The 17866-nt window shown below is 54.8% G+C and carries 19 protein-coding genes; 12 read left to right on the top strand and 7 right to left on the bottom strand.

Annotated features, from left to right (window positions below; translation table 11 throughout):
- Window positions 1–26: 26 nt before the first annotated feature.
- Complete coding sequence (locus tag OES20_07100; GenBank protein MDH3634457.1) at window positions 27–1205, bottom strand: ABC transporter substrate-binding protein; 1179 nt, start codon at window positions 1203–1205, stop codon at window positions 27–29.
- 221 nt (window positions 1206–1426) lie between these two features.
- Here OES20_07100 and OES20_07095 point away from each other — a divergent pair, with 221 nt between their 5' ends.
- Window positions 1427–2794: a 3-deoxy-7-phosphoheptulonate synthase class II gene (locus tag OES20_07095; protein MDH3634456.1), complete on the top strand. Its 1368-nt coding sequence runs from the start codon at window positions 1427–1429 to the stop codon at window positions 2792–2794.
- Between the two features lie 26 nt (window positions 2795–2820).
- Window positions 2821–3741: a methylenetetrahydrofolate reductase gene (locus OES20_07090; GenBank protein ID MDH3634455.1), complete on the top strand. Its 921-nt coding sequence runs from the start codon at window positions 2821–2823 to the stop codon at window positions 3739–3741.
- Here OES20_07090 and selD read toward each other — a convergent pair.
- The gene (gene selD / locus OES20_07085; GenBank protein ID MDH3634454.1) at window positions 3731–5950 is read right to left on the bottom strand and encodes a selenide, water dikinase SelD; all 2220 of its coding nucleotides are present in this window, start codon (window positions 5948–5950) and stop codon (window positions 3731–3733) included. The two genes, OES20_07090 and selD, sit on opposite strands and share 11 nt — an antisense overlap.
- 61 nt (window positions 5951–6011) lie before the next feature.
- Between selD and OES20_07080 the strand changes: the two genes are divergently transcribed.
- Together OES20_07080 and OES20_07075 are read left to right on the top strand one after the other, a co-directional pair.
- Window positions 6012–7175: a PQQ-dependent sugar dehydrogenase gene (locus OES20_07080; protein ID MDH3634453.1), complete on the top strand. Its 1164-nt coding sequence runs from the start codon at window positions 6012–6014 to the stop codon at window positions 7173–7175.
- Window positions 7172–7366: a CPXCG motif-containing cysteine-rich protein gene (locus OES20_07075; protein ID MDH3634452.1), complete on the top strand. Its 195-nt coding sequence runs from the start codon at window positions 7172–7174 to the stop codon at window positions 7364–7366. The genes OES20_07080 and OES20_07075 overlap by 4 nt, the downstream gene beginning before the upstream one ends.
- A 46-nt stretch (window positions 7367–7412) precedes the next feature.
- Here OES20_07075 and OES20_07070 read toward each other — a convergent pair whose 3' ends face one another.
- Genes OES20_07070 through OES20_07055 form a run of 4 tightly spaced genes read right to left on the bottom strand, consistent with a single transcriptional unit; the run spans window position 7413 to window position 9618 of the window.
- Complete coding sequence (locus OES20_07070) at window positions 7413–7691, bottom strand: acylphosphatase (GenBank protein ID MDH3634451.1); 279 nt, start codon at window positions 7689–7691, stop codon at window positions 7413–7415.
- Window positions 7675–7971, bottom strand: coding sequence for a (2Fe-2S) ferredoxin domain-containing protein (locus tag OES20_07065; protein MDH3634450.1), 297 nt, complete (start codon window positions 7969–7971; stop codon window positions 7675–7677). The genes OES20_07070 and OES20_07065 overlap by 17 nt, the downstream gene beginning before the upstream one ends.
- A gap of 1 nt (window position 7972) precedes the next feature.
- Window positions 7973–8410 carry a hypothetical protein gene (locus OES20_07060; protein MDH3634449.1) on the bottom strand — a complete coding sequence of 146 codons (438 nt, stop codon included), beginning with the start codon at window positions 8408–8410 and terminating at the stop codon, window positions 7973–7975.
- Entirely contained in the window at window positions 8407–9618 is a 1212-nt protein-coding gene (locus OES20_07055) for an argininosuccinate synthase (GenBank protein MDH3634448.1), read from the bottom strand. Before OES20_07055 ends, OES20_07060 begins: the two co-directional genes overlap by 4 nt.
- A gap of 122 nt (window positions 9619–9740) precedes the next feature.
- On the opposite strand from OES20_07055, the gene OES20_07050 reads away from it, so the two are divergent.
- Together OES20_07050 and OES20_07045 are read left to right on the top strand one after the other, a co-directional pair.
- Window positions 9741–10457, top strand: coding sequence for an MBL fold metallo-hydrolase (locus OES20_07050; protein ID MDH3634447.1), 717 nt, complete (start codon window positions 9741–9743; stop codon window positions 10455–10457).
- Window positions 10458–10470: 13 nt separating this feature from the next.
- Complete coding sequence (locus tag OES20_07045) at window positions 10471–10902, top strand: hypothetical protein (GenBank protein MDH3634446.1); 432 nt, start codon at window positions 10471–10473, stop codon at window positions 10900–10902.
- 27 nt (window positions 10903–10929) lie between these two features.
- Here the strand turns inward: OES20_07045 and OES20_07040 are convergent, their stop codons facing one another.
- Window positions 10930–11154, bottom strand: coding sequence for a hypothetical protein (locus OES20_07040; GenBank protein MDH3634445.1), 225 nt, complete (start codon window positions 11152–11154; stop codon window positions 10930–10932).
- A 135-nt stretch (window positions 11155–11289) separates the two neighbouring features.
- Here OES20_07040 and OES20_07035 point away from each other — a divergent pair, with 135 nt between their 5' ends.
- From OES20_07035 to OES20_07010, 6 genes are all read left to right on the top strand, one after another.
- Window positions 11290–12402, top strand: a complete 1113-nt coding sequence (locus OES20_07035; GenBank protein ID MDH3634444.1) for a Glu/Leu/Phe/Val dehydrogenase — start codon at window positions 11290–11292, stop codon at window positions 12400–12402.
- 14 nt (window positions 12403–12416) lie between these two features.
- The gene (locus tag OES20_07030; protein ID MDH3634443.1) at window positions 12417–13352 is read left to right on the top strand and encodes a 2-oxoacid:acceptor oxidoreductase family protein; all 936 of its coding nucleotides are present in this window, start codon (window positions 12417–12419) and stop codon (window positions 13350–13352) included.
- On the top strand, window positions 13349–14590 hold the full coding sequence (locus OES20_07025) for a pyruvate synthase (GenBank protein ID MDH3634442.1): 1242 nt from the start codon (window positions 13349–13351) through the stop codon (window positions 14588–14590). Before OES20_07030 ends, OES20_07025 begins: the two co-directional genes overlap by 4 nt.
- A 10-nt stretch (window positions 14591–14600) precedes the next feature.
- Window positions 14601–15530 carry a thiamine pyrophosphate-dependent enzyme gene (locus tag OES20_07020; protein MDH3634441.1) on the top strand — a complete coding sequence of 310 codons (930 nt, stop codon included), beginning with the start codon at window positions 14601–14603 and terminating at the stop codon, window positions 15528–15530.
- The gene (locus tag OES20_07015; GenBank protein ID MDH3634440.1) at window positions 15527–17242 is read left to right on the top strand and encodes an AMP-binding protein; all 1716 of its coding nucleotides are present in this window, start codon (window positions 15527–15529) and stop codon (window positions 17240–17242) included. Before OES20_07020 ends, OES20_07015 begins: the two co-directional genes overlap by 4 nt.
- A 114-nt stretch (window positions 17243–17356) precedes the next feature.
- The gene (locus OES20_07010) at window positions 17357–17824 is read left to right on the top strand and encodes a YbaK/EbsC family protein (GenBank protein ID MDH3634439.1); all 468 of its coding nucleotides are present in this window, start codon (window positions 17357–17359) and stop codon (window positions 17822–17824) included.
- Window positions 17825–17866: the final 42 nt, after the last annotated feature.

Genomic DNA, 17866 nt, shown 5'->3' with positions numbered 1-17866 from the left:
GGGCTTCAGATCGAATCGAGCCGAACTTAATGGATTTTAATGGTATTCCACTTGCCGTTACCGATTTCCAGCTCCTTGTAGGATCCAAATACCTCTCCCACATCGTTGAACTCAACGTTGGTTGCGCCCTGGTAATCGACATCACCGCCCGCGGCAATAATCTTCAATGCCTTGTCAAGTTCCCCCGGACCAATTTTCTTACCCGGTGAATTGGCAACCATCATCATTTTGGACTGTAATGCTGCTCGATCCGGGGAGCCCGCAGCCTGCATGGCCAGCACCAGCAGCGCGGCAGCATCGTAGGATTCCGGAACGAAAGGACCATCGGCGGTAATCCCTTTGGATTCGGCATAAGTCATGAAGGCATCAGCGCCGGATGCGCCGCCTGGCAAGGTTGCGATCGACCCGTCGAGCGCCGATCCGATAGCGGCAATCAATGAATCACCCACCATGCCGTCAGCCATGACGAAACTGTCGAACGCGTCGGCATCGACTGCAGCCTGGATAATCCCTTTGCCGCCCTGGTCAACATATCCAAAAACCGCAAGATGCTTTGAACCCGAGGCAGACAGGGCACCGACTTCGGCCGAGTAATCAGCCTTGCCATCTTCATGCGCGGCACTGATTGAAACCTTGCCACCCAGCGCCTTGAAAGCCGCAGTAAAGGAGTCGGAGAGGCCCTTGCCATAATCATTATTGGTATAGGTGACGGCCACTTCATCGATACCCCGGCTTTGTAAAACGGATGCCAGTACCTGACCCTGACGTGCATCAGAGGGTGCGGTACGATGGAAATAGCCCTTGTCGTCGATGGTCGACAAGGCCGGCGATGTTGCCGACGGTGAAACCATCACAACACCATTTGGCACCGCGACATTATTGGCGATCGCAGTGGTGACACCCGAACAATCGGCACCCATAATCGCCGCTACGCCATCAGCAGTTATTAAACGCTCGGCGACAGACGATGCGGCAGCGGCATCGATACAGGTCGAATCACCACGTACACTGACAATCGTTTTACCACCGAGAAAACTACCCGATTTGGAGGCTTCTGAAAGTGCGAGTTCCGCACCCGCAGCCATTCCGGGCGTAAGCGATTCAATCGGCCCGGTAAAGCCGAGAATTACCCCGACCTTGACATCCTCAGCAACAACTGATGCTGACAAAGCCAGCAGGGTTGATGCAATTATTAATTTTTTCATTACGAACTCTCTCCGAATTTATCTGGATTTATATGCGTCAGGTCATATTTTTTTATTCCGAACACTTCGGCCAATACTAACACCATTTTTCAGGGTATGCATGTGACCAGGAAACGCCAGGAGCCACGAAATCCACTGTTTTTACTAGCCTTTTTCACTAAATTCAGGCATTTTCAGGTGTTTTTGCCAGGCCACTAATTTAGATGCCGAAAAATGACAAAATGAAGGGTCATACCGCGCCTGCAAGCTGGCGGGATTTTCCGATTTCGCAGCAACCCGACTATCCAAATCAGGCCCGTTTAGAGGACGTGGAAAACCAGTTGCGCGCGCTGCCACCGCTGGTATTTGCGCAGGAAATTCGCGACCTCAAACAAAGCCTCGCCAGCGTTGCCGCGGGCAAAGGATTTGTTCTTCAGGCGGGAGACTGTGCTGAATCCTTCACCGAATTTAGCGCCAATAAAATACGGGATACCTTCAAGGTGTTATTGCAGATGGCCGTGGTCCTGACTTTTGGCGGTCGACGGCCGGTCACCAAAATCGCACGGATGGCAGGCCAGTTCGCCAAGCCACGTTCGGCCGATTTTGAGGAGATCGACGGTCACTCCTTACCCAGTTTTCGAGGCGATATTATCAATGCACCCGATGCTGACCCCAAAGCCCGGATTCCGGATCCTGAACGTATGCTGCGCGCCTATAACCAGAGCGCATCGACGCTAAACCTGCTGCGTGCTTTTGCCCAGGGCGGATTTGCCGATCTGCACCAGGTACATCGCTGGAACCTGAGTTTTGTCGAAGCCAGCCCCAGCAAGGATCGCTATCAAAAGATGTCGGAGCGTATCGAGGACGCGCTCGGTTTCATGGAGGTGTGCGGGATAACCTCGCAAACTTCTCCTCTGATTCGTGAAACCCAGTTATACACGTCACACGAGGCACTGCTGCTGAACTACGAAGAGGCTTTGTCGCGCATCGATTCGTTCACCGGCAGATGTTATAACTGCTCGGCACATTTTGTCTGGATCGGCGAGCGCACGCGCCAACTCGATCATGCGCATGTCGCATTCTTTAGGCAGATCGAGAATCCGGTCGGTGTCAAGATCGGTCCAGCAACGAAATCCGACGACCTGCTACGTCTTATCGATGCGCTTAACCCGGACAACGAACCCGGTCGATTGACCCTGATAACGCGCATGGGTGCAGACAGGTTACCCGAGTTGCTTCCGGGCCTGATTCGCGCTGTACAAAAAGAAGGGCTCGAGGTGGTCTGGTCTTCGGATCCAATGCATGGCAATACGGTAAAATCAGCCTCCGGATTCAAAACGCGGCAATTCGACGATATTCTGCGCGAACTCAATCAGTTTTTCGAGGTGCATCAGGCCGAGGGCAGTTACCCGGGCGGTATTCATCTTGAAATGACTGGTGAACATGTTACCGAGTGCACAGGTGGTGCCTACCAGATCTCCGACTCCGACCTGGCGACCCGTTATCTGACCAGTTGCGATCCGAGGTTAAACGCTGACCAGGTACTGGAACTGGCCTACCTGATCGCGGACGCACTCAAGCACGCCAAACCCGAAAATATAACCCGTTAACCCATCATCTCCCCGGAATAAGCGTTATGACAGAAACAGTCCCGAGTAAACTGGCCCAGGTATTGGCCGACGGCCAGTTCGCGATGACCGCAGAAACCTCACCTCCGGATTCTGCCTCAGCGCAGTTAGTTCTCGATCGCGTGAAATGTCTCAAAGATCTGGCAGACGCGGTAAACGTGACGGATGGCGCCAGTGCCCGGGTACATATGTCCGCGTTGGCGGCGGCAGCGATTATGGCGCGCGAAGGTATCGAACCGGTACTTCAACAAACCACACGCGATCGCAACCGTCTCGCTTTGCAGGGTGATGTTCTGGGCGCTGCAGCCCTTGGAATACACAACTTCTTATGCCTGACCGGCGACAAGATGTCGGCCGGAGACCAGCCCGAGGCCGCCGAGGTATTCGAGATTGACAGCGGCGAACTGATGCGCCAGATGCGTGATATGCGCGATTCCGGTACCTATCCGTCGGGACGTGAAATCGATCCCGCACCTGCTATTTTTCTCGGGGCCGCGGAGATGCCGGCAGAGCCGGGCGAAAACTGGCCCGCTGCAAGGCTGCAGGCCAAGATCGATAACGGTACCCAGTTTTTTCAGACCCAGTATTGTTTTGAACTCGACAAGGTCAAGCGTTATTGCCGGGCCCTGGTGGATGGCGGATTTACCGAGCAGGCGCATTTCCTGATCGGCATCGGTCCATTGGCATCGGCCAGGTCGGCGCGCTGGATGAACGACAACCTGTTCGGCGTGCATGTTCCGGATGCAATCATCGAGCGTCTCGAGGGTGCCGATGATCAAAAAACCGAGGGACGCGCTATCTGTGCCGAGCTGCTGCAGGGTTTCTCTGAAATCGAGGGCTGCGCGGGCGCCCACTTGATGGCGCCACATGGCGAGGCTTCCTGCGCGCAGGTTATCCTGGAGTCGGGATTGCTAGAACTCAGGAATTGACCAGGTTGAGAATAGAGTTCGATTCGGTTCTTTCGATCACACGTCCAACAACCTCAGCATGGTTATAACCCTGGTTTTTAAGCTGCATTAAGCATTCATCTGCCTGCGCTCCGGCAACACTTGCGAGCAGCCCCCCCGCAGTTTGCGGGTCATATAGCACCGGATAACTGGCGTGTGCGGCGAGATTGGCGCTGTCCCGGATACTGTGTCGAATCCGGATGTTCTGTGGCTGCAGTGAACTGGCGATACCATGACGCGCGAGATTCGCTGCACCGGGAAGCAGCGGTATCCGATCGATGTATATCTCGACTGCACAAGTCGAGTTGCGCGCCAGTTCGAACAGGTGTCCGGCAAAGCCGAAACCGGTAACATCGGTACAGGCGCTTGCCCGAAACTGTCGCAGGCAACTGGCTGCATCCCGGCTGGAAACCAGTAACTGCTCGATGGCGACATCGACCCAGCTACCCCGGGCTTTGCCGCGCATATCTGCTGCGAACAATATGCCACTCCCGAGCGGCTTGGTTAAAATCAGTTGATCGCCGGGCCGCATACCCGATTTCAGGAGCAAGTCCTCGGGCCTCGCAAAACCGTTAACGCTGAGACCGCAGCTCATCTGGCTGGCCTCGCCACTATGGCCACCAGCCAGGCGCGTGTTGTTTTGCTGCAGGGTTTCTGCGACACCCGACATCAACTGGTACAGGTCCTGGGATTGCTTGGCCTCGCTGCCGTAGACAACATTTGCAATCACCAGGGCGCTGTCTGCATTCACACCCATGGCGTGCAGATCCCCGAGGGCGTGGTTGGCTGCTATTCTACCGAACAGATAGGGATCATCTATGAAGCTGCGAAAATGATCGATTGACTGAACCAGTTCCTGTCCCTGTGGAACTTTTATCAGTGCGGCGTCATCGGGATGTTGGAGGCCGTCAGCGAACCCGGTTTCATATTTACGGCTTATCTTATCAAGCACCTGCTGCAGAATCTCACTGCCGACCTTGGAGCCGCAGCCACCGCAGCGCATCGGCGCGATTTCCGCGCTGGCTTCGTCGCTCCCAGGCATATCGGGTAGCTCGCTAAAGCGTCGGATAAACTGACGATCGATACGGTCCTTGAGCCACCAGCACCACTTGCCGCTAAATGCCCAGGAACCGCGACTGGCCACCGCGAAACGATCCCCAGTTGAAATTAGGGACAGGTACTGGGCTTGTGGTCTGAATGGTTTGAGGGGCCGTCGCTGGTGTCTGAGAACCAGGTTGTGCGCCAGCGGGACGCTCTGGCGAACGGCAAACACGCCAGATTTCGGCCTTGGGTAGTCGGCGACCGAGGCCACGTCGCCAGCAGCGAAGACATCTTCATGCGAGAGGCTCTGCAGACAGGGATTGACCGCGATAAAACCGCGCTCGTCGCATTCCAGGCCAGAATCGCTCAACCAGGTAGCGGGGCTTGCGTGCGTCGCCCAGATCGCCACATCGGCAACGATCGGGGTACTGAAGTTTCCTTGCAGGCAGCGTTCGTGAAAATGCGTTACCGAATGCTGGTAGTACACCTGGATCGAACGTGCCTGCAGAATTGCCGTAAACAGTTCCCGCACCCGCGGATTGTGACCTGGCAGTAACCGGTCGCGATCGGTAACGATGGACAGCTGAAGCCCTGCCCGGGACTGCGTCACCTGCGCTGCACGATACTGTAATGACAGGGCTAACTCGACGCCACCCGCGCCGCCGCCGATCACAGCCAGCTGCAGATCCCTGTCACTTGCCAGCAGTCGTTGCTCGAGTCGATGCCAGGATTCAAGAAATCGATCGACCGGCTTCACGGCAAACTGGTCGTCCTCCAGATCTTCACCGAGGGGGCTGGTGGGCGTGGAGCCGGTGTTGATCGACAATATGTCATATTCGAGGGGCGGACGTCCCGCAATCGCCACTTGCTTGCAGTCGGCATCGATAGCGGTTACCTCGGCATGAATAACGCGCGCGCCGGCGAATCTTGCCAGCGGTAACAGATCGATGTGCACCTCGTCGAACTGGTAGTGTCCGGCGATAAATCCCGGCAACATGCCCGAGTAAGGCGTGTGCAGATCACGCGTCACCAGGGTAATGCGTAACCCGGGCTGTGGATTCATCGCCAGGTGCTTGAGCACGAACAAATGGCTGTGCCCTCCCCCGATCAGCACCAGGTCGGAGGTTACAGGTGACTCATTTATTTGCATCGGCAATCGGCATCATCATATTGCGAGGAGTTCAGGCTTTCACGTCGCTCTGGTATTATGCGTGCAGCTTTTGTACTGTAAAGTCATGTTTACATTTACCCGATCATTTAACCGCGGCCTGTTGCTGGTACTCGCCTGTATCGCGACAGCACCGCTGGCAGCGCAGCAGCCTCGCGAGATTGAGCAAGGCTATCCCGGAATTCTTGTCGAAGAGCTGGTTGATGGCCTGGGCGTTCCCTGGGGAATGGCTTTCCTGTCCCCACAGCAGATCCTGGTGACCGAACGCGCCGGCCGCGTACGCCTGCTTGATATCAAAAAACTCGGCGTCGTCGAAATCGGGGGTGCCCCCGAGGTCGTCGCCGAAGGCCAGGGAGGCCTGCTTGATGTTGCGGTCGGGCCCAATTACGTCGACGATGGCTGGATATATTTTACCTACAGTAAGCCTTCGAAAGGCGAAGCGGCGACCACGCTGGCACGCGCACGTCTTGATCAAAACCGCCTGGTTGACTGGCAGGATTTGCTGGTCACCGATTCTGCAACTGACAGCAGAAGGCACTTCGGCAGTCGCATCACGTTTGACGACAGCGGGCACGTATTCTTTGGCGTTGGCGACCGCGGTAAGCGCCCCCTCGCCCAGGACCTGAGCAATCATATTGGCGGGATCATGCGACTGAACCTCGACGGCAGTGTTCCAGCCGACAATCCCTTCTTTGCCAATCCGGGCACGCGTGCGGAAGTCTGGAGTTTCGGTCATCGCAATCCCCAGGGACTGGTTTTTGATACGCAGACCTCGAGCTTATGGGAGATCGAGCACGGACCCCGTGGTGGTGATGAAATCAATCTGGTGGAAAAAGCTCGTAATTATGGTTGGCCTGTTATCAGCCACGGCAAGGAATACTGGGGGCCGGTTGCGGTAGGCGAAGGCACCAGTAAGCCCGGCATGGAGCAGCCGCGAAAGGTATACATTCCTTCGATCGCGCCTGGCAGCCTGGTTGTTTACCGTGGGGATGCGTTTCCGGAGTGGCGCGGGGACCTGTTTACGGGCGCGCTCAAGCTACGGCACTTGAACCGGATAAAACTCTCCGAATCAGGTCAGGCCATCGAAGAGGAGCGGATACTCGAAGATCTCGGCGAACGCATCCGCGCCCTCGCTATCAGTCCCGAAGGCTGGATTTACTTCTCCACCGATAGTGGCCGCATCATGCGTATTCTTCCCGAGGAATGATCAACCAGATCATTGAGGTGGCATCGCAGTGTCCCTACTGCTGGGAGGAAATTACCCTGCTCGTCGATGGTTCGATCGAAAACCAGGAATATATCGAGGATTGCGAGGTCTGTTGCCGTCCTATCGATTTTATTGTCGAGGTCGATGAACAGGGGTCCGCCAGCGTGCAGGCCCGTCTTCAACATGAGTAGAACCGGCCATCTGGTGCCGGGCACAGGGCAGCCGGGTTTCGGGTAATTATCGAATAACGAAACCGTTTGTCAGCGGCGTCTTATCCGTGTGTTCGACCACCAGGTCACTTACCCGCGCATGGGCTGGGCCGATCCGTATCTTCTCGATTACCTTAGCCACCGCACCGGCTTCGCCCTGCAGCAGAAACTGGACCCGACCATCGTCCAGGTTGCGCACGAAGCCGCCAAGGTTTTCAGCCTGTGCATGGCGCATCACGAAGTAACGGAAACCCACGCCCTGCACCCGACCTGACACAAAGCCGGTTACGCTACGAACCTGATCCATCTTGAACCTCGATGAAGGCTTTCAGTTGTGCAATGATAAGTGGCAGCTTCGGTTCGTCAATCTCGGTAAAAAAAGGTCCTGCCGGGGCAATTCGCATGGTCGGACCCTGCTCACAGCGGCCCAGGCATTCGCGCCGGACAATCGGAACCTCGAGACCCTCGTCAGCGATCATGGCCTCGATGCTCTGGATCAGGCCAAGGCTGCCACTCCCCACGCAAGAACGCTGGCCAGTGCCAAGACGCCGGTTGACGCAAACAATCAGTCGTACCGGTTTCGTCATGCTAGCCGGGATTCAACCTTGCCTCGATTGCCTGGCGCTCGCTATTCCAGAATTCGCCCCACCGCGCCAGTAACTGCAGGCCCCGGCGTTGCTGTACTTCGTCGCCGGCTTCGATCCCGACCCGGTAATTTTCAACACCCTTGATGAAATAACGTTCAAAGTTTTTCCCGAGGCGCAGGTCCAGATCATCGAGAAACTTGCGTTCGACCTGGAACGCCAGTTTCAAACCCTGGTCAAGCATCGCCAGTGCCTGCTCGAGTTCGGCCTGCTGCAGCGCAGAGGACTGCAACTGCCTGCCGCCCGCCTCAACCTGCTTAAGGGATTCAAGGAAATAGTATTTCTGGTCCTTCGCAACCTGTTCGTCGTCCGAAGACGAGCAGGCCACAAGATTGCAAAGCAGCAGGCAACCCAGCAGTATCCGGTGCAGTGCCGGGTTCATCTGTTTCCGGCGATACGCATCCGCAGCGCGTTTAACTTGATGAAGCCCTCGGCGTCTTTTTGATCGTAGGCGCCACGGTCGTCTTCGAAGGTTACGATCGCTTCATCAAACAGGCTGTTGGTTGCGGATTTACGACCGACCACGTTGACAGAACCCTTGAACAGCTTGACCCTGACTTCACCGTTTACCGTGTGCTGAGACGCATCAATCATCTGTTGCAGCATCTTGCGCTCCGGACTCCACCAGTAGCCGTTGTAAATCAGGTGGGCATACCTGGGCATTAGCTCATCCTTTAAATGCGCGACCTCGCGATCAAGCGTAATCGACTCGATTCCGCGGTGGGCCTTGAGCATGATACTGCCTCCGGGCGTTTCGTAGCAGCCGCGTGACTTCATGCCGACGTAACGGTTTTCGACGATATCCAGACGTCCGATACCATGTGCTCCACCCTCCCGGTTCAAACGGGTTAATGCCTGGGCAGGAGTTAAACGCTCCCCGTCAATCGACACGATATCACCATTTTCAAAACCCAGCTCCAGGTAGGTCGGTTTGTCCGGCGCGTTTTCCGGAGATACCGAACGTTGCCACATGTCATCCCGCGCCTCGTACCAGGGATCTTCCAGCTCTCCACCCTCGTAGGAAATATGCAGCAGGTTAGCATCCATTGAATACGGGGACCTGCCGCCCTGTTTCTTTTCGATTGCGATCCCCGCCGCATCGGCATAGGCCAGCAGGCTCTCGCGTGAATTCAAATCCCATTCACGCCAGGGTGCAATGACGCGAATATCGGGGCTGAGAGCATAGGCACCGAGCTCGAACCGGACCTGGTCATTACCCTTGCCGGTGGCGCCGTGCGACACCGCATCGGCACCGGTTTCGGCGGCAATCTCGACCAGGCGCTTGGCAATCAGCGGACGTGCAATCGAGGTACCCAGCAGGTACTCGCCTTCATAGACCGTGTTGGCGCGAAACATCGGGTAGACGAAATCACGCACGAATTCTTCCTGCAGATCTTCGATGTAGATTTCCTTGACCCCGTACTTTTCCGCCTTGATGCGCGCCGGCTCAAGCTCTTCACCCTGGCCGATATCCGCGGTGAAGGTAACGACCTCACACTCGTACTGGTCTTCCAGCCATTTAAGAATAACCGAGGTATCCAGGCCGCCCGAATAGGCCAGCACTACTTTGTTTACCGTTGTTTTGCTCATGTCTTTCCTGTTGCCGTCTGGCCGCGGATCCCGGGCCTCGAAAAAGGTGGGTATTGTCTTTAGAATTCGCACAAAAATCCAGCATAAGCGTATAATGCAAGCTTCGAAAATGGAGGGAAATCATGTCAGATCCTGGATTCAAAGTGCACGCGATGGAATTGGGCCCGATGGAAAATTTCGTTTACCTGGTCGAGGATGTTGCCAGCCGTCGATGTGCAGTGGTTGATCCCGCATGGGAAGTCGGCAAGATCGTCGCCAAGGCAAATCAGCATGATCTCAATATTACCGATATTTTGTTAACCCATAGCCACAATGATCACATCAATGGTATCGAGGAACTGCTCAATCACGCGAGTGCCGAGGTGCATTTGCTCAAGCCCGAGTACGAATTCTGGCAGCACGAACTGGACAAGCCCAGCCTGCACCATGGCGGCGACGAACTGACGCTGGGCGAAACCACGATCAAGATCCTGCATACACCGGGACATACGCCAGGCTCCGCCTGCTACCAGCTGGGCAATGAAATCATTACCGGCGACACGCTGTTTGTATTTGGCTGCGGCCGCTGTGACATGAGCGGTGGTAGCCCGGAAGACATGTTCATCACTCTCAAAAACATGAAGGAACGCCTGCCGCAGGATATGCTGATCCATCCTGGACATAATTACTCGGTATCCAAAACCTCGACCCTCGCCGACCAGCTCGAAGGCAATCCGTTCATGCACTATGAAGATGCGGAATCGTTCGTCCATTATCGCATGCAGGTGCATGACCGGACCCGAAATGAACCCTACGATGCGATCAGCAAACAGCAGTTAAAAATCGCCAATCTGCTATAACCGTGGCTTTGTCGTGAAAATCAAAAACATTATCGCCATCGTCGCGCTTGGGCTGCTCGTCGGTGCCTGTGCCAACAAGCAGGCACTTGTTATGGCCCCTGATACCGGGCCGGGTGATCAGTTGAAGCCGGAATATGTGATCGGTGACTGGTGTACCAATCGAGACCTTACTTCGCAAGCGAACAAGGATGCCGGGCATAGCGCACTTTCCAATCTATCCCCGCATTACTGGCGTTTCAGTAATGGAGGAAGCTGGCAGAATGCGGAATCAGGCTGGTTGTACCGTGATTACGGAAAATGGCAGCTTGAAAGTTTAAACACGATGATCCTGGCCAGGACGGAGGCCGATCCGCGTCGATACCAGGCCAATTTCAAGAACGAGGGAAAAGACCTTTACCTGACAGATGATGAAGACAAGTTTCTTGTCCTGTCGCGCTGTGAATAGGTTCATGAGGTTCGGACCGTCACCCGTCTATAATTCGAGCGGGCGCCTTTCTACCATCTCTGACTTAATCTGACTCAGATTACGCTCCAGACGCTCGATTATCGCTTCCGATTGCTCGGCGATCGCCTCCCGTATCATCCCGTGCAGCGCCTTAAAATGATCTTCACCAATCACTTCTCGTGCATCGCTTTCCAGCAATGCCTGAAATGCACCTACTACCTCGCTCGCAAGTGCCTTTGAATCGCTTCCCATGGCATTCCCCTATTTGGTATCAAACTATATTTCAGCCACTATTAGCGATGCCGAAGCTCGCAACATTGATCGGTGTCAACGTTATTAAATATATTGCGTACAGAATGAATATAAGCGATTTAATAGAGAATGCAGATGAACGACATTTTTAAGCTGGCTGACGATCTTGGTCCCTTAAAAGTAATCCATGTGCATGAGCCCGGTTCTGGCCTGAAAGGTGTACTGGTAGTCGATAATGTTGCCAGGGGGCCTTCGGTCGGTGGCGTGCGCATGGCGGTCGACGCTACCACCGAGGAATGCGCAAGACTGGCGCGCGCGATGACTTTTAAGAATGCCGCGGCAGATCTGCAGCACGGCGGTGGTAAAGCAGTCCTGGTCGGTGACCCGAAAATGCCACGGGTACAAAAAGAAATCCTGATTCGAGGATTCTGCTCTGCACTGCAAGAGGTGGAACAGTATATTTTTGCGCCCGACATGGGCACCGATGAAGAATGCATGGGCTGGGTCAAGGACGAAATCGGCCGCGTTGTCGGCTTGCCCCGTGAGCTTGGTGGTATCCCGCTCGATGAAATCGGGGCAACCGGTTTTGGGTTGAGTCACGCGGTCGACGTTGCACGGGAGTTCTGCGACTTCGACATCAAGGGGGCGCGCACTGTAGTGCAGGGTTTCGGCGCGGTCGGCAAACATGCGGCCAGATTTCTGTGCAAGCAAGGCGCGATCGTGGTCGCCGTTTCGGATACTGCTGGCACCATACACGATCCCGACGGCCTCGATGTTGACGCCCTCATCGATTTAAAGGCTGCTGGCCGCAGTGTTACCGAGCACGACGCGGGCGAGAAACTGGATGGCGATGCGATTATCGATATCGAATGCGAAATCTGGATTCCGGCGGCCCGGCCCGATGTCATTCACGAGGGCAATGTAGATCGGCTTAACGCCAGGATGATAGCTCAGGGTGCCAACATACCGATCACCTACGCGGCGGAAAAAATCCTGCATCAAAAGGGCGTCTTAAATATACCTGATTTCATTGCTAATGCAGGTGGCGTGATCTGTGCCGCGACCGAGTACCAGGGCGCCGGTGAAGCAGCAGCGTTCACCGCAATCGAGGAGAAACTGCGTCGTAATACGCGCGAGGTGCTGGAAACCGCAAACCGGGAACAGATCCTGCCGCGTGATGCGGCTTTAGCGATGGCACGCCGGCGAGTGGCGCAAGCAATGAGTTATCGCCGCTGGCATATATTTTAAAGAGACCAGAAACCATGTTCCGTATTCGATTTCATGGTCGCGGTGGGCAGGGAATGAAGACTGCAAGCCGAATTCTCGGCACTGCATTCTTCAGCGCTGGTTACGAAGTGCAAGATGCACCACGCTATGGCGCGGAAAGACGTGGCGCCCCGATTTTTGCCTATGTGCGGGCCGCTAAAACCACCATCAACGAGCGCGGCATAATCGGCCATCCGGACCTGGTGATCGTTGCCGATGACACCTTGGTCGGCATGCCCGCAGCCGGGGTCACCCAGGGCATGGACAGACATACCGTACTCTTGATTAATACCCGTGAAAGTGTCGAAACCTGGCAGCAAAGGTTAAATACCGATGCCCGGATCTTGATTCTCACGGCACAGGAAGAAGTCGAGGATCGTGCCGCACTGCCCTACATCGGTAGCCGCTGTGCCGCCGCGGCCGCTGCTCTGACAAATGCCGTACCTTGTAAAATCCTGCTGGCAGCGATCGCTGAAGAACTTGGTCACCTGAATCAGGATGTCATCGACCAGAATCTCGATATCGCTGGCAGGGTTTTTGATGAAATGACCTGCCATGCGGGTCTCGTCGAACAAAGCGGCCTGCCATCGGCCAAGGATTTCGTCAAACCTGACTGGATCGACTTTCCTTTTGAAAATGCCGAGATTTCTAATCTTGCCATACATGCTGGCGCAACCAGCGTCCAGGTTCGGACCGGCCTGTGGCGAACCATGCGGCCGGTTATTAATTACCCAAAATGCAACGGTTGTGCGTGGATTTGCAGCACTTACTGTCCTGATGGTGCGATTAATGTGCGCACGGACGGTTACCCCGAAATCGATTATGACCATTGCAAGGGCTGCCTTGTTTGCGTCGCACAATGTCCGCCTCATGCGATCGAATCGATAGCAGAACACGTTGCGCGCGAGCAGGAAAACGGAGCGACAACATGACACGTAAACTGTTAACCGGTAACAGCGCCGCGGCCTGGGGAGCTCGACTCGCACAGGTCGATTACATCCCGGCATTCCCGATTACACCACAGACCGAAATTATCGAGGATCTGGCCGCTTGGATAGATCGGGGTGAACTGGATGCCAGGCTGGTAACACTTGAATCCGAGCATTCGATGATTACTGCGGCTGGCAGCGCGGCATCGACGGGGGTGCGCGCATTTACCGCGACGTCTAGCCAGGGATTACTCTACGGCATGGAGATGGTGTATACCGTCGCGGGCTGGCGTACCCCGTTTGTCATGGTCAATGTCTCTCGCGGACTGGCATCTCCGATTACGCTCGAATCAGACCATAATGACATTATGGCTGCCCGCGATAGCGGCTTTCTGCAGATACATTGCGCCACTTGCCAGGAAATTGTCGATAGTATCCTGATTGCTTACCGCCTGGCCGAACATCCGGACGTGCGCATGCCCGCGATCGTCAATCTTGACGGCTTCTATCTTTCCTTTACGCGTGAACCGGTCGATCTGGCCGATGCGTCGAAGGCGAAGTCATTCGTTGGGGAATACGATCCGGAAAACTTGCAATTCAAAGGGAAGTCACCGTTGAGCCAGGCCATGGCCGTGCTCGGTGGTGGACCCTATTCATATTTTCGCTACGAAGCCCACCTGGCGGTGCAACAGGCCCTGACAGTTTACGACGAGATTGCGGACGAATTCGCCGAAGTTTTTGGACGGCGTCACGACATACTCGACTGCTACCGGATGGACGACGCCGAATATGCGTTTGTTTTGGTGGGATCATTCTCGACCAAGGCACGCGATGCAGTTGACAGCCTGCGCGGCGCTGGATGGAAGATCGGCTTGCTGCGTCCGCGACTGTTTCGTCCGTTCCCGCAATTGCAGATCAGGCAACAGTTACAGGGCTGTCTTGCCGTGGCCATCATCGATCAAAATATATCGATGGGTATGGGAGGTGTACTACACAGTGAATTCGCGACCGCGCTTTACGGTACCAGGAATGCACCCCTGCTGGCGAGCTACATTGGCGGACTCGGCGGTCGCGATATCAGCCAACAGGAGTTCTTTGCAATCGCAGATGAGTTGCGGAAATCAGATCAGCGCGGTGAATCTCCGCCTCCACGCCTGCTTTATACCGCGAACGAGATGACCGAAATGCGCAAATTGCAGGCGATTGCGAAGGCGGAACACGCGGAAATTCATCAAACCTGAGAGTGTTGTTATGATCAAGCAATCACCCGTTCACTTCCACCGCATGAAGGATATGCCCTCCACCCATCTGCTCGGGACCGGCACCCCGATGTGCGCAGGTTGTGGCGGCCTCGAAACCCTGCACACGATGTACGATATTCTTGGTCACAACACGGTATTCGTCAACGCGGCTGGTTGCATGACACTATTGTCGGTATACCCCTTTACACCGTTTCGCGGAGGCTGGCTTTACACTTCGATGGCATCAGCGCCGGCCGGTGCCCAGGGCGTCCGTGATGCGTTCGATATCCTGATGCAAAAGAACAAGTTGTCCGCGGACGAAAATGTCGAAGTGGTTGTAGTCACCGGCGATGGTACTGCTTATGGAATGGGAATGTCTGCCACCTCCGGCGCGATGGACCGCAATCTCGATTTCATCTACCTGTGTTACGATAATGAAGGCTATGGTAACACCGGTCAGCAATACTCCGCCGCCACCCCGCACGCCGCACTGACCTCGACCAGCAAAGGATCTCATGGCTACCCCGGCTACAAGAAAGACCTGTTCGCTATCTGGGCAGCTCATAATCCAGCCTATGTCGCCACGGTCATCGGCGCCGAACCGCTCGACCTGGCGAAAAAAATAGAACGGCTCCAAACCATGTCGGGTCCACGAATGTTGATCTCGCTGGCACCCTGCCCTACCGGTTGGGACTACGATCCCGAACTCAGCGTGGAAATCGGGCGACTCGCAGTACAGACCGGCATCTGGCCGCTAAAGGAATATATCGATGGCAAAGTGCGACATACCAAGATTCCGAAACAACGCAAATCCGTCGATGAATACCTTAAACTACAGGGACGCTTTCGACACCTGTTTGAACCAAAGCGAGACGAACCGGGCATCGCGGAAATCCAGGCGCGCGTTGATGATTACTGGGTTCGTGTAGAGAGTAAATGAATGCAATCGCTAAAAGCTACTTTCACCGTGGTGGCGAGCATCCATTGCTCGGGACGACAATCGCCGAGCATTTCCTGTCTATCGTAGGGCGCTTTTCCGACCGGGAAGCGGTAGTCTCTTTACCACAGCAACGTCGCCTGAATTACCGGGAGCTCAGCGAAGCCGTCGACCGGCTGGCGCGTGGAATGGCAAGTCTCGGCTTCGGCCGGGGGGATCGCATCGGCCTCTGGTCAACGAATAATATCGAGTGGCTGCTGGTACAAATGGCAACGGCACGTATTGGTGTTATCCTGGTCAATATCAATCCTGCCTATCGATTACAGGAATTAAGCTATGTACTGCAACAATCAAAGCTGCAGGGGTTATTTGTTATCCCTAGCTTCCGCAGTAGTGACTATGTCGCGATGCTACTGGAACTTATCCCCGAAATAAGGAATGCCGGGCCAGAAATCGACTCAAAGACCTTTCCGAATCTTTCACGTGTGTTCCTGTTTGATCCCGCCAATGCCGAAAATACGGAATCGCCCGCGCCCGGATTTACCCCGTGGCAGGACCTGATCCTGGCCGCTGAAACATTCTCCGAGGAGAAATTACAGCAGCTGAGTGCAGCGCTGGATCGGGATGACGTCATCAATATCCAGTACACCTCCGGCACCACCGGCTTCCCCAAGGCGGTAATGCTGACGCATCACAATATTCTCAATAACGCCTGGTTCAGCGCCCAATCGATGTATCTCGATGAACGCGATCGGCTTGTTGTTCCAGTACCTTTCTACCACTGCTTTGGTATGGTACTCGCAAACTTGCTGTGTTTTTCAGTTGGCGCCTGTGTGGTTATCGGTAGTGAGCATTTCGACGCGAAACGGGTACTTGAGGCAATTACTTCTGAACGTTGCAGCGCAATCCATGGTGTACCGACCATGTTTATCGAAATACTCGAACACCCTGAATTCGAAAGATTCGATCTCTCCAGCTTACGCACCGGAATCATAGCGGGAGCGCCCTGCCCGCCCGAACTGATGACCCGCGTGATCGAGGAGATGCACTGCAGTGGGATCCTGATCGGTTACGGTGAAACCGAGGCATCACCCCTGACCCACCTGACCACGGGCGACGACAGTTTTGAGCGGCGTATCGAAACTGTCGGGCATAACCTGCCCCACCAGGAAGTCAAGGTCGTCGATACCAAGACCGGTGCTACCGTAGCGCTGGGTGAGATCGGCGAGATCTGTTTTCGCGGATACCACGTCATGCGCGGCTATTACGATGAACCGGATAAAACGGCTCAAGCCATCGATCCGGCGGGCTGGTTATACTCCGGTGACCTTGGCACCATGGACGTAGACGGATACATTCGCATTACCGGGCGTCGCAAGGAGATGATCATCCGTGGTGGTGAGAATATTTACCCGCGAGAAATTGAAGACTTTTTGTTCAGCCACCCGAAAATTGCCGAAGTTGCGGTATTCGGAGTACCCGACGAACGTCTCGGAGAGCAGGTCGCAGCCTGGGTCCAAATGCATTCGGGGCAAAACGCCACCGAGGACGAGATACGCGCTTTCTGTAAAGATAGAATCGCGCATTTCAAGATTCCAGAATACATCCGTTTTGTTGATGAATTTCCAATGACAGTAACCGGGAAACTGCAAAAATTCAAAATGCGCGAAACCATGCAAAGTTTCCTGCAGCAGGAAACAGCTGTCGAGGGCTAGCCGGATCAGCTGCTTGCAGTAGTCGATTTAGCCAACGACTTTGATACTGGTCAGTTTGTTAGAATTGTTTTTTGCCATTATGCCTTTATCAATTAAAAAGGGGGGTTATATTCAATGCCTGCGCAAATATTGAAGCAAAAGCTCGACGACAACAAAATTAAATATATCAGTATTAACCACTCTCCTGCTTATACAGCGCGCGAAACGGCAGCTTCAACTTTTATACCCAGGCGCGAGTTTGCCAAAACGATCATCGTCGACCTCGATGGTGAAAAAGTCATGGCTGTGGTTTCGGCATCGCGTCACGTCGATATTGCCGCACTCAGGAGCCTTGCGGGAGCAAACATGGCCCGACTGGCCACCGAGGATGAATTCAGATCACTTTTCCCGGATTGCGAGGTGGGTGCCATGCCACCGTTTGGATCACTTTACGATGTGCGGGTATTTGTCGATGAAATGGTGACCGAGGTCGACGACCTCTGTTTCAATGCGGGTTCACATGAACAGATATTGCGCATGGACTGTGGCGACTACCTGAAACTGGAGCAACCTGTCGTCGGTTCGATTGCGATCAAGGAATAGCGACACCAGTGTAAACATGGATCGAGCAGACCGACCGGTTAT

The sequence above is a fragment of the Gammaproteobacteria bacterium genome (genome assembly GCA_029862005.1).
Lineage (GTDB): Bacteria > Pseudomonadota > Gammaproteobacteria.
This window is presented reverse-complemented; position numbering and strand designations above follow the sequence as displayed.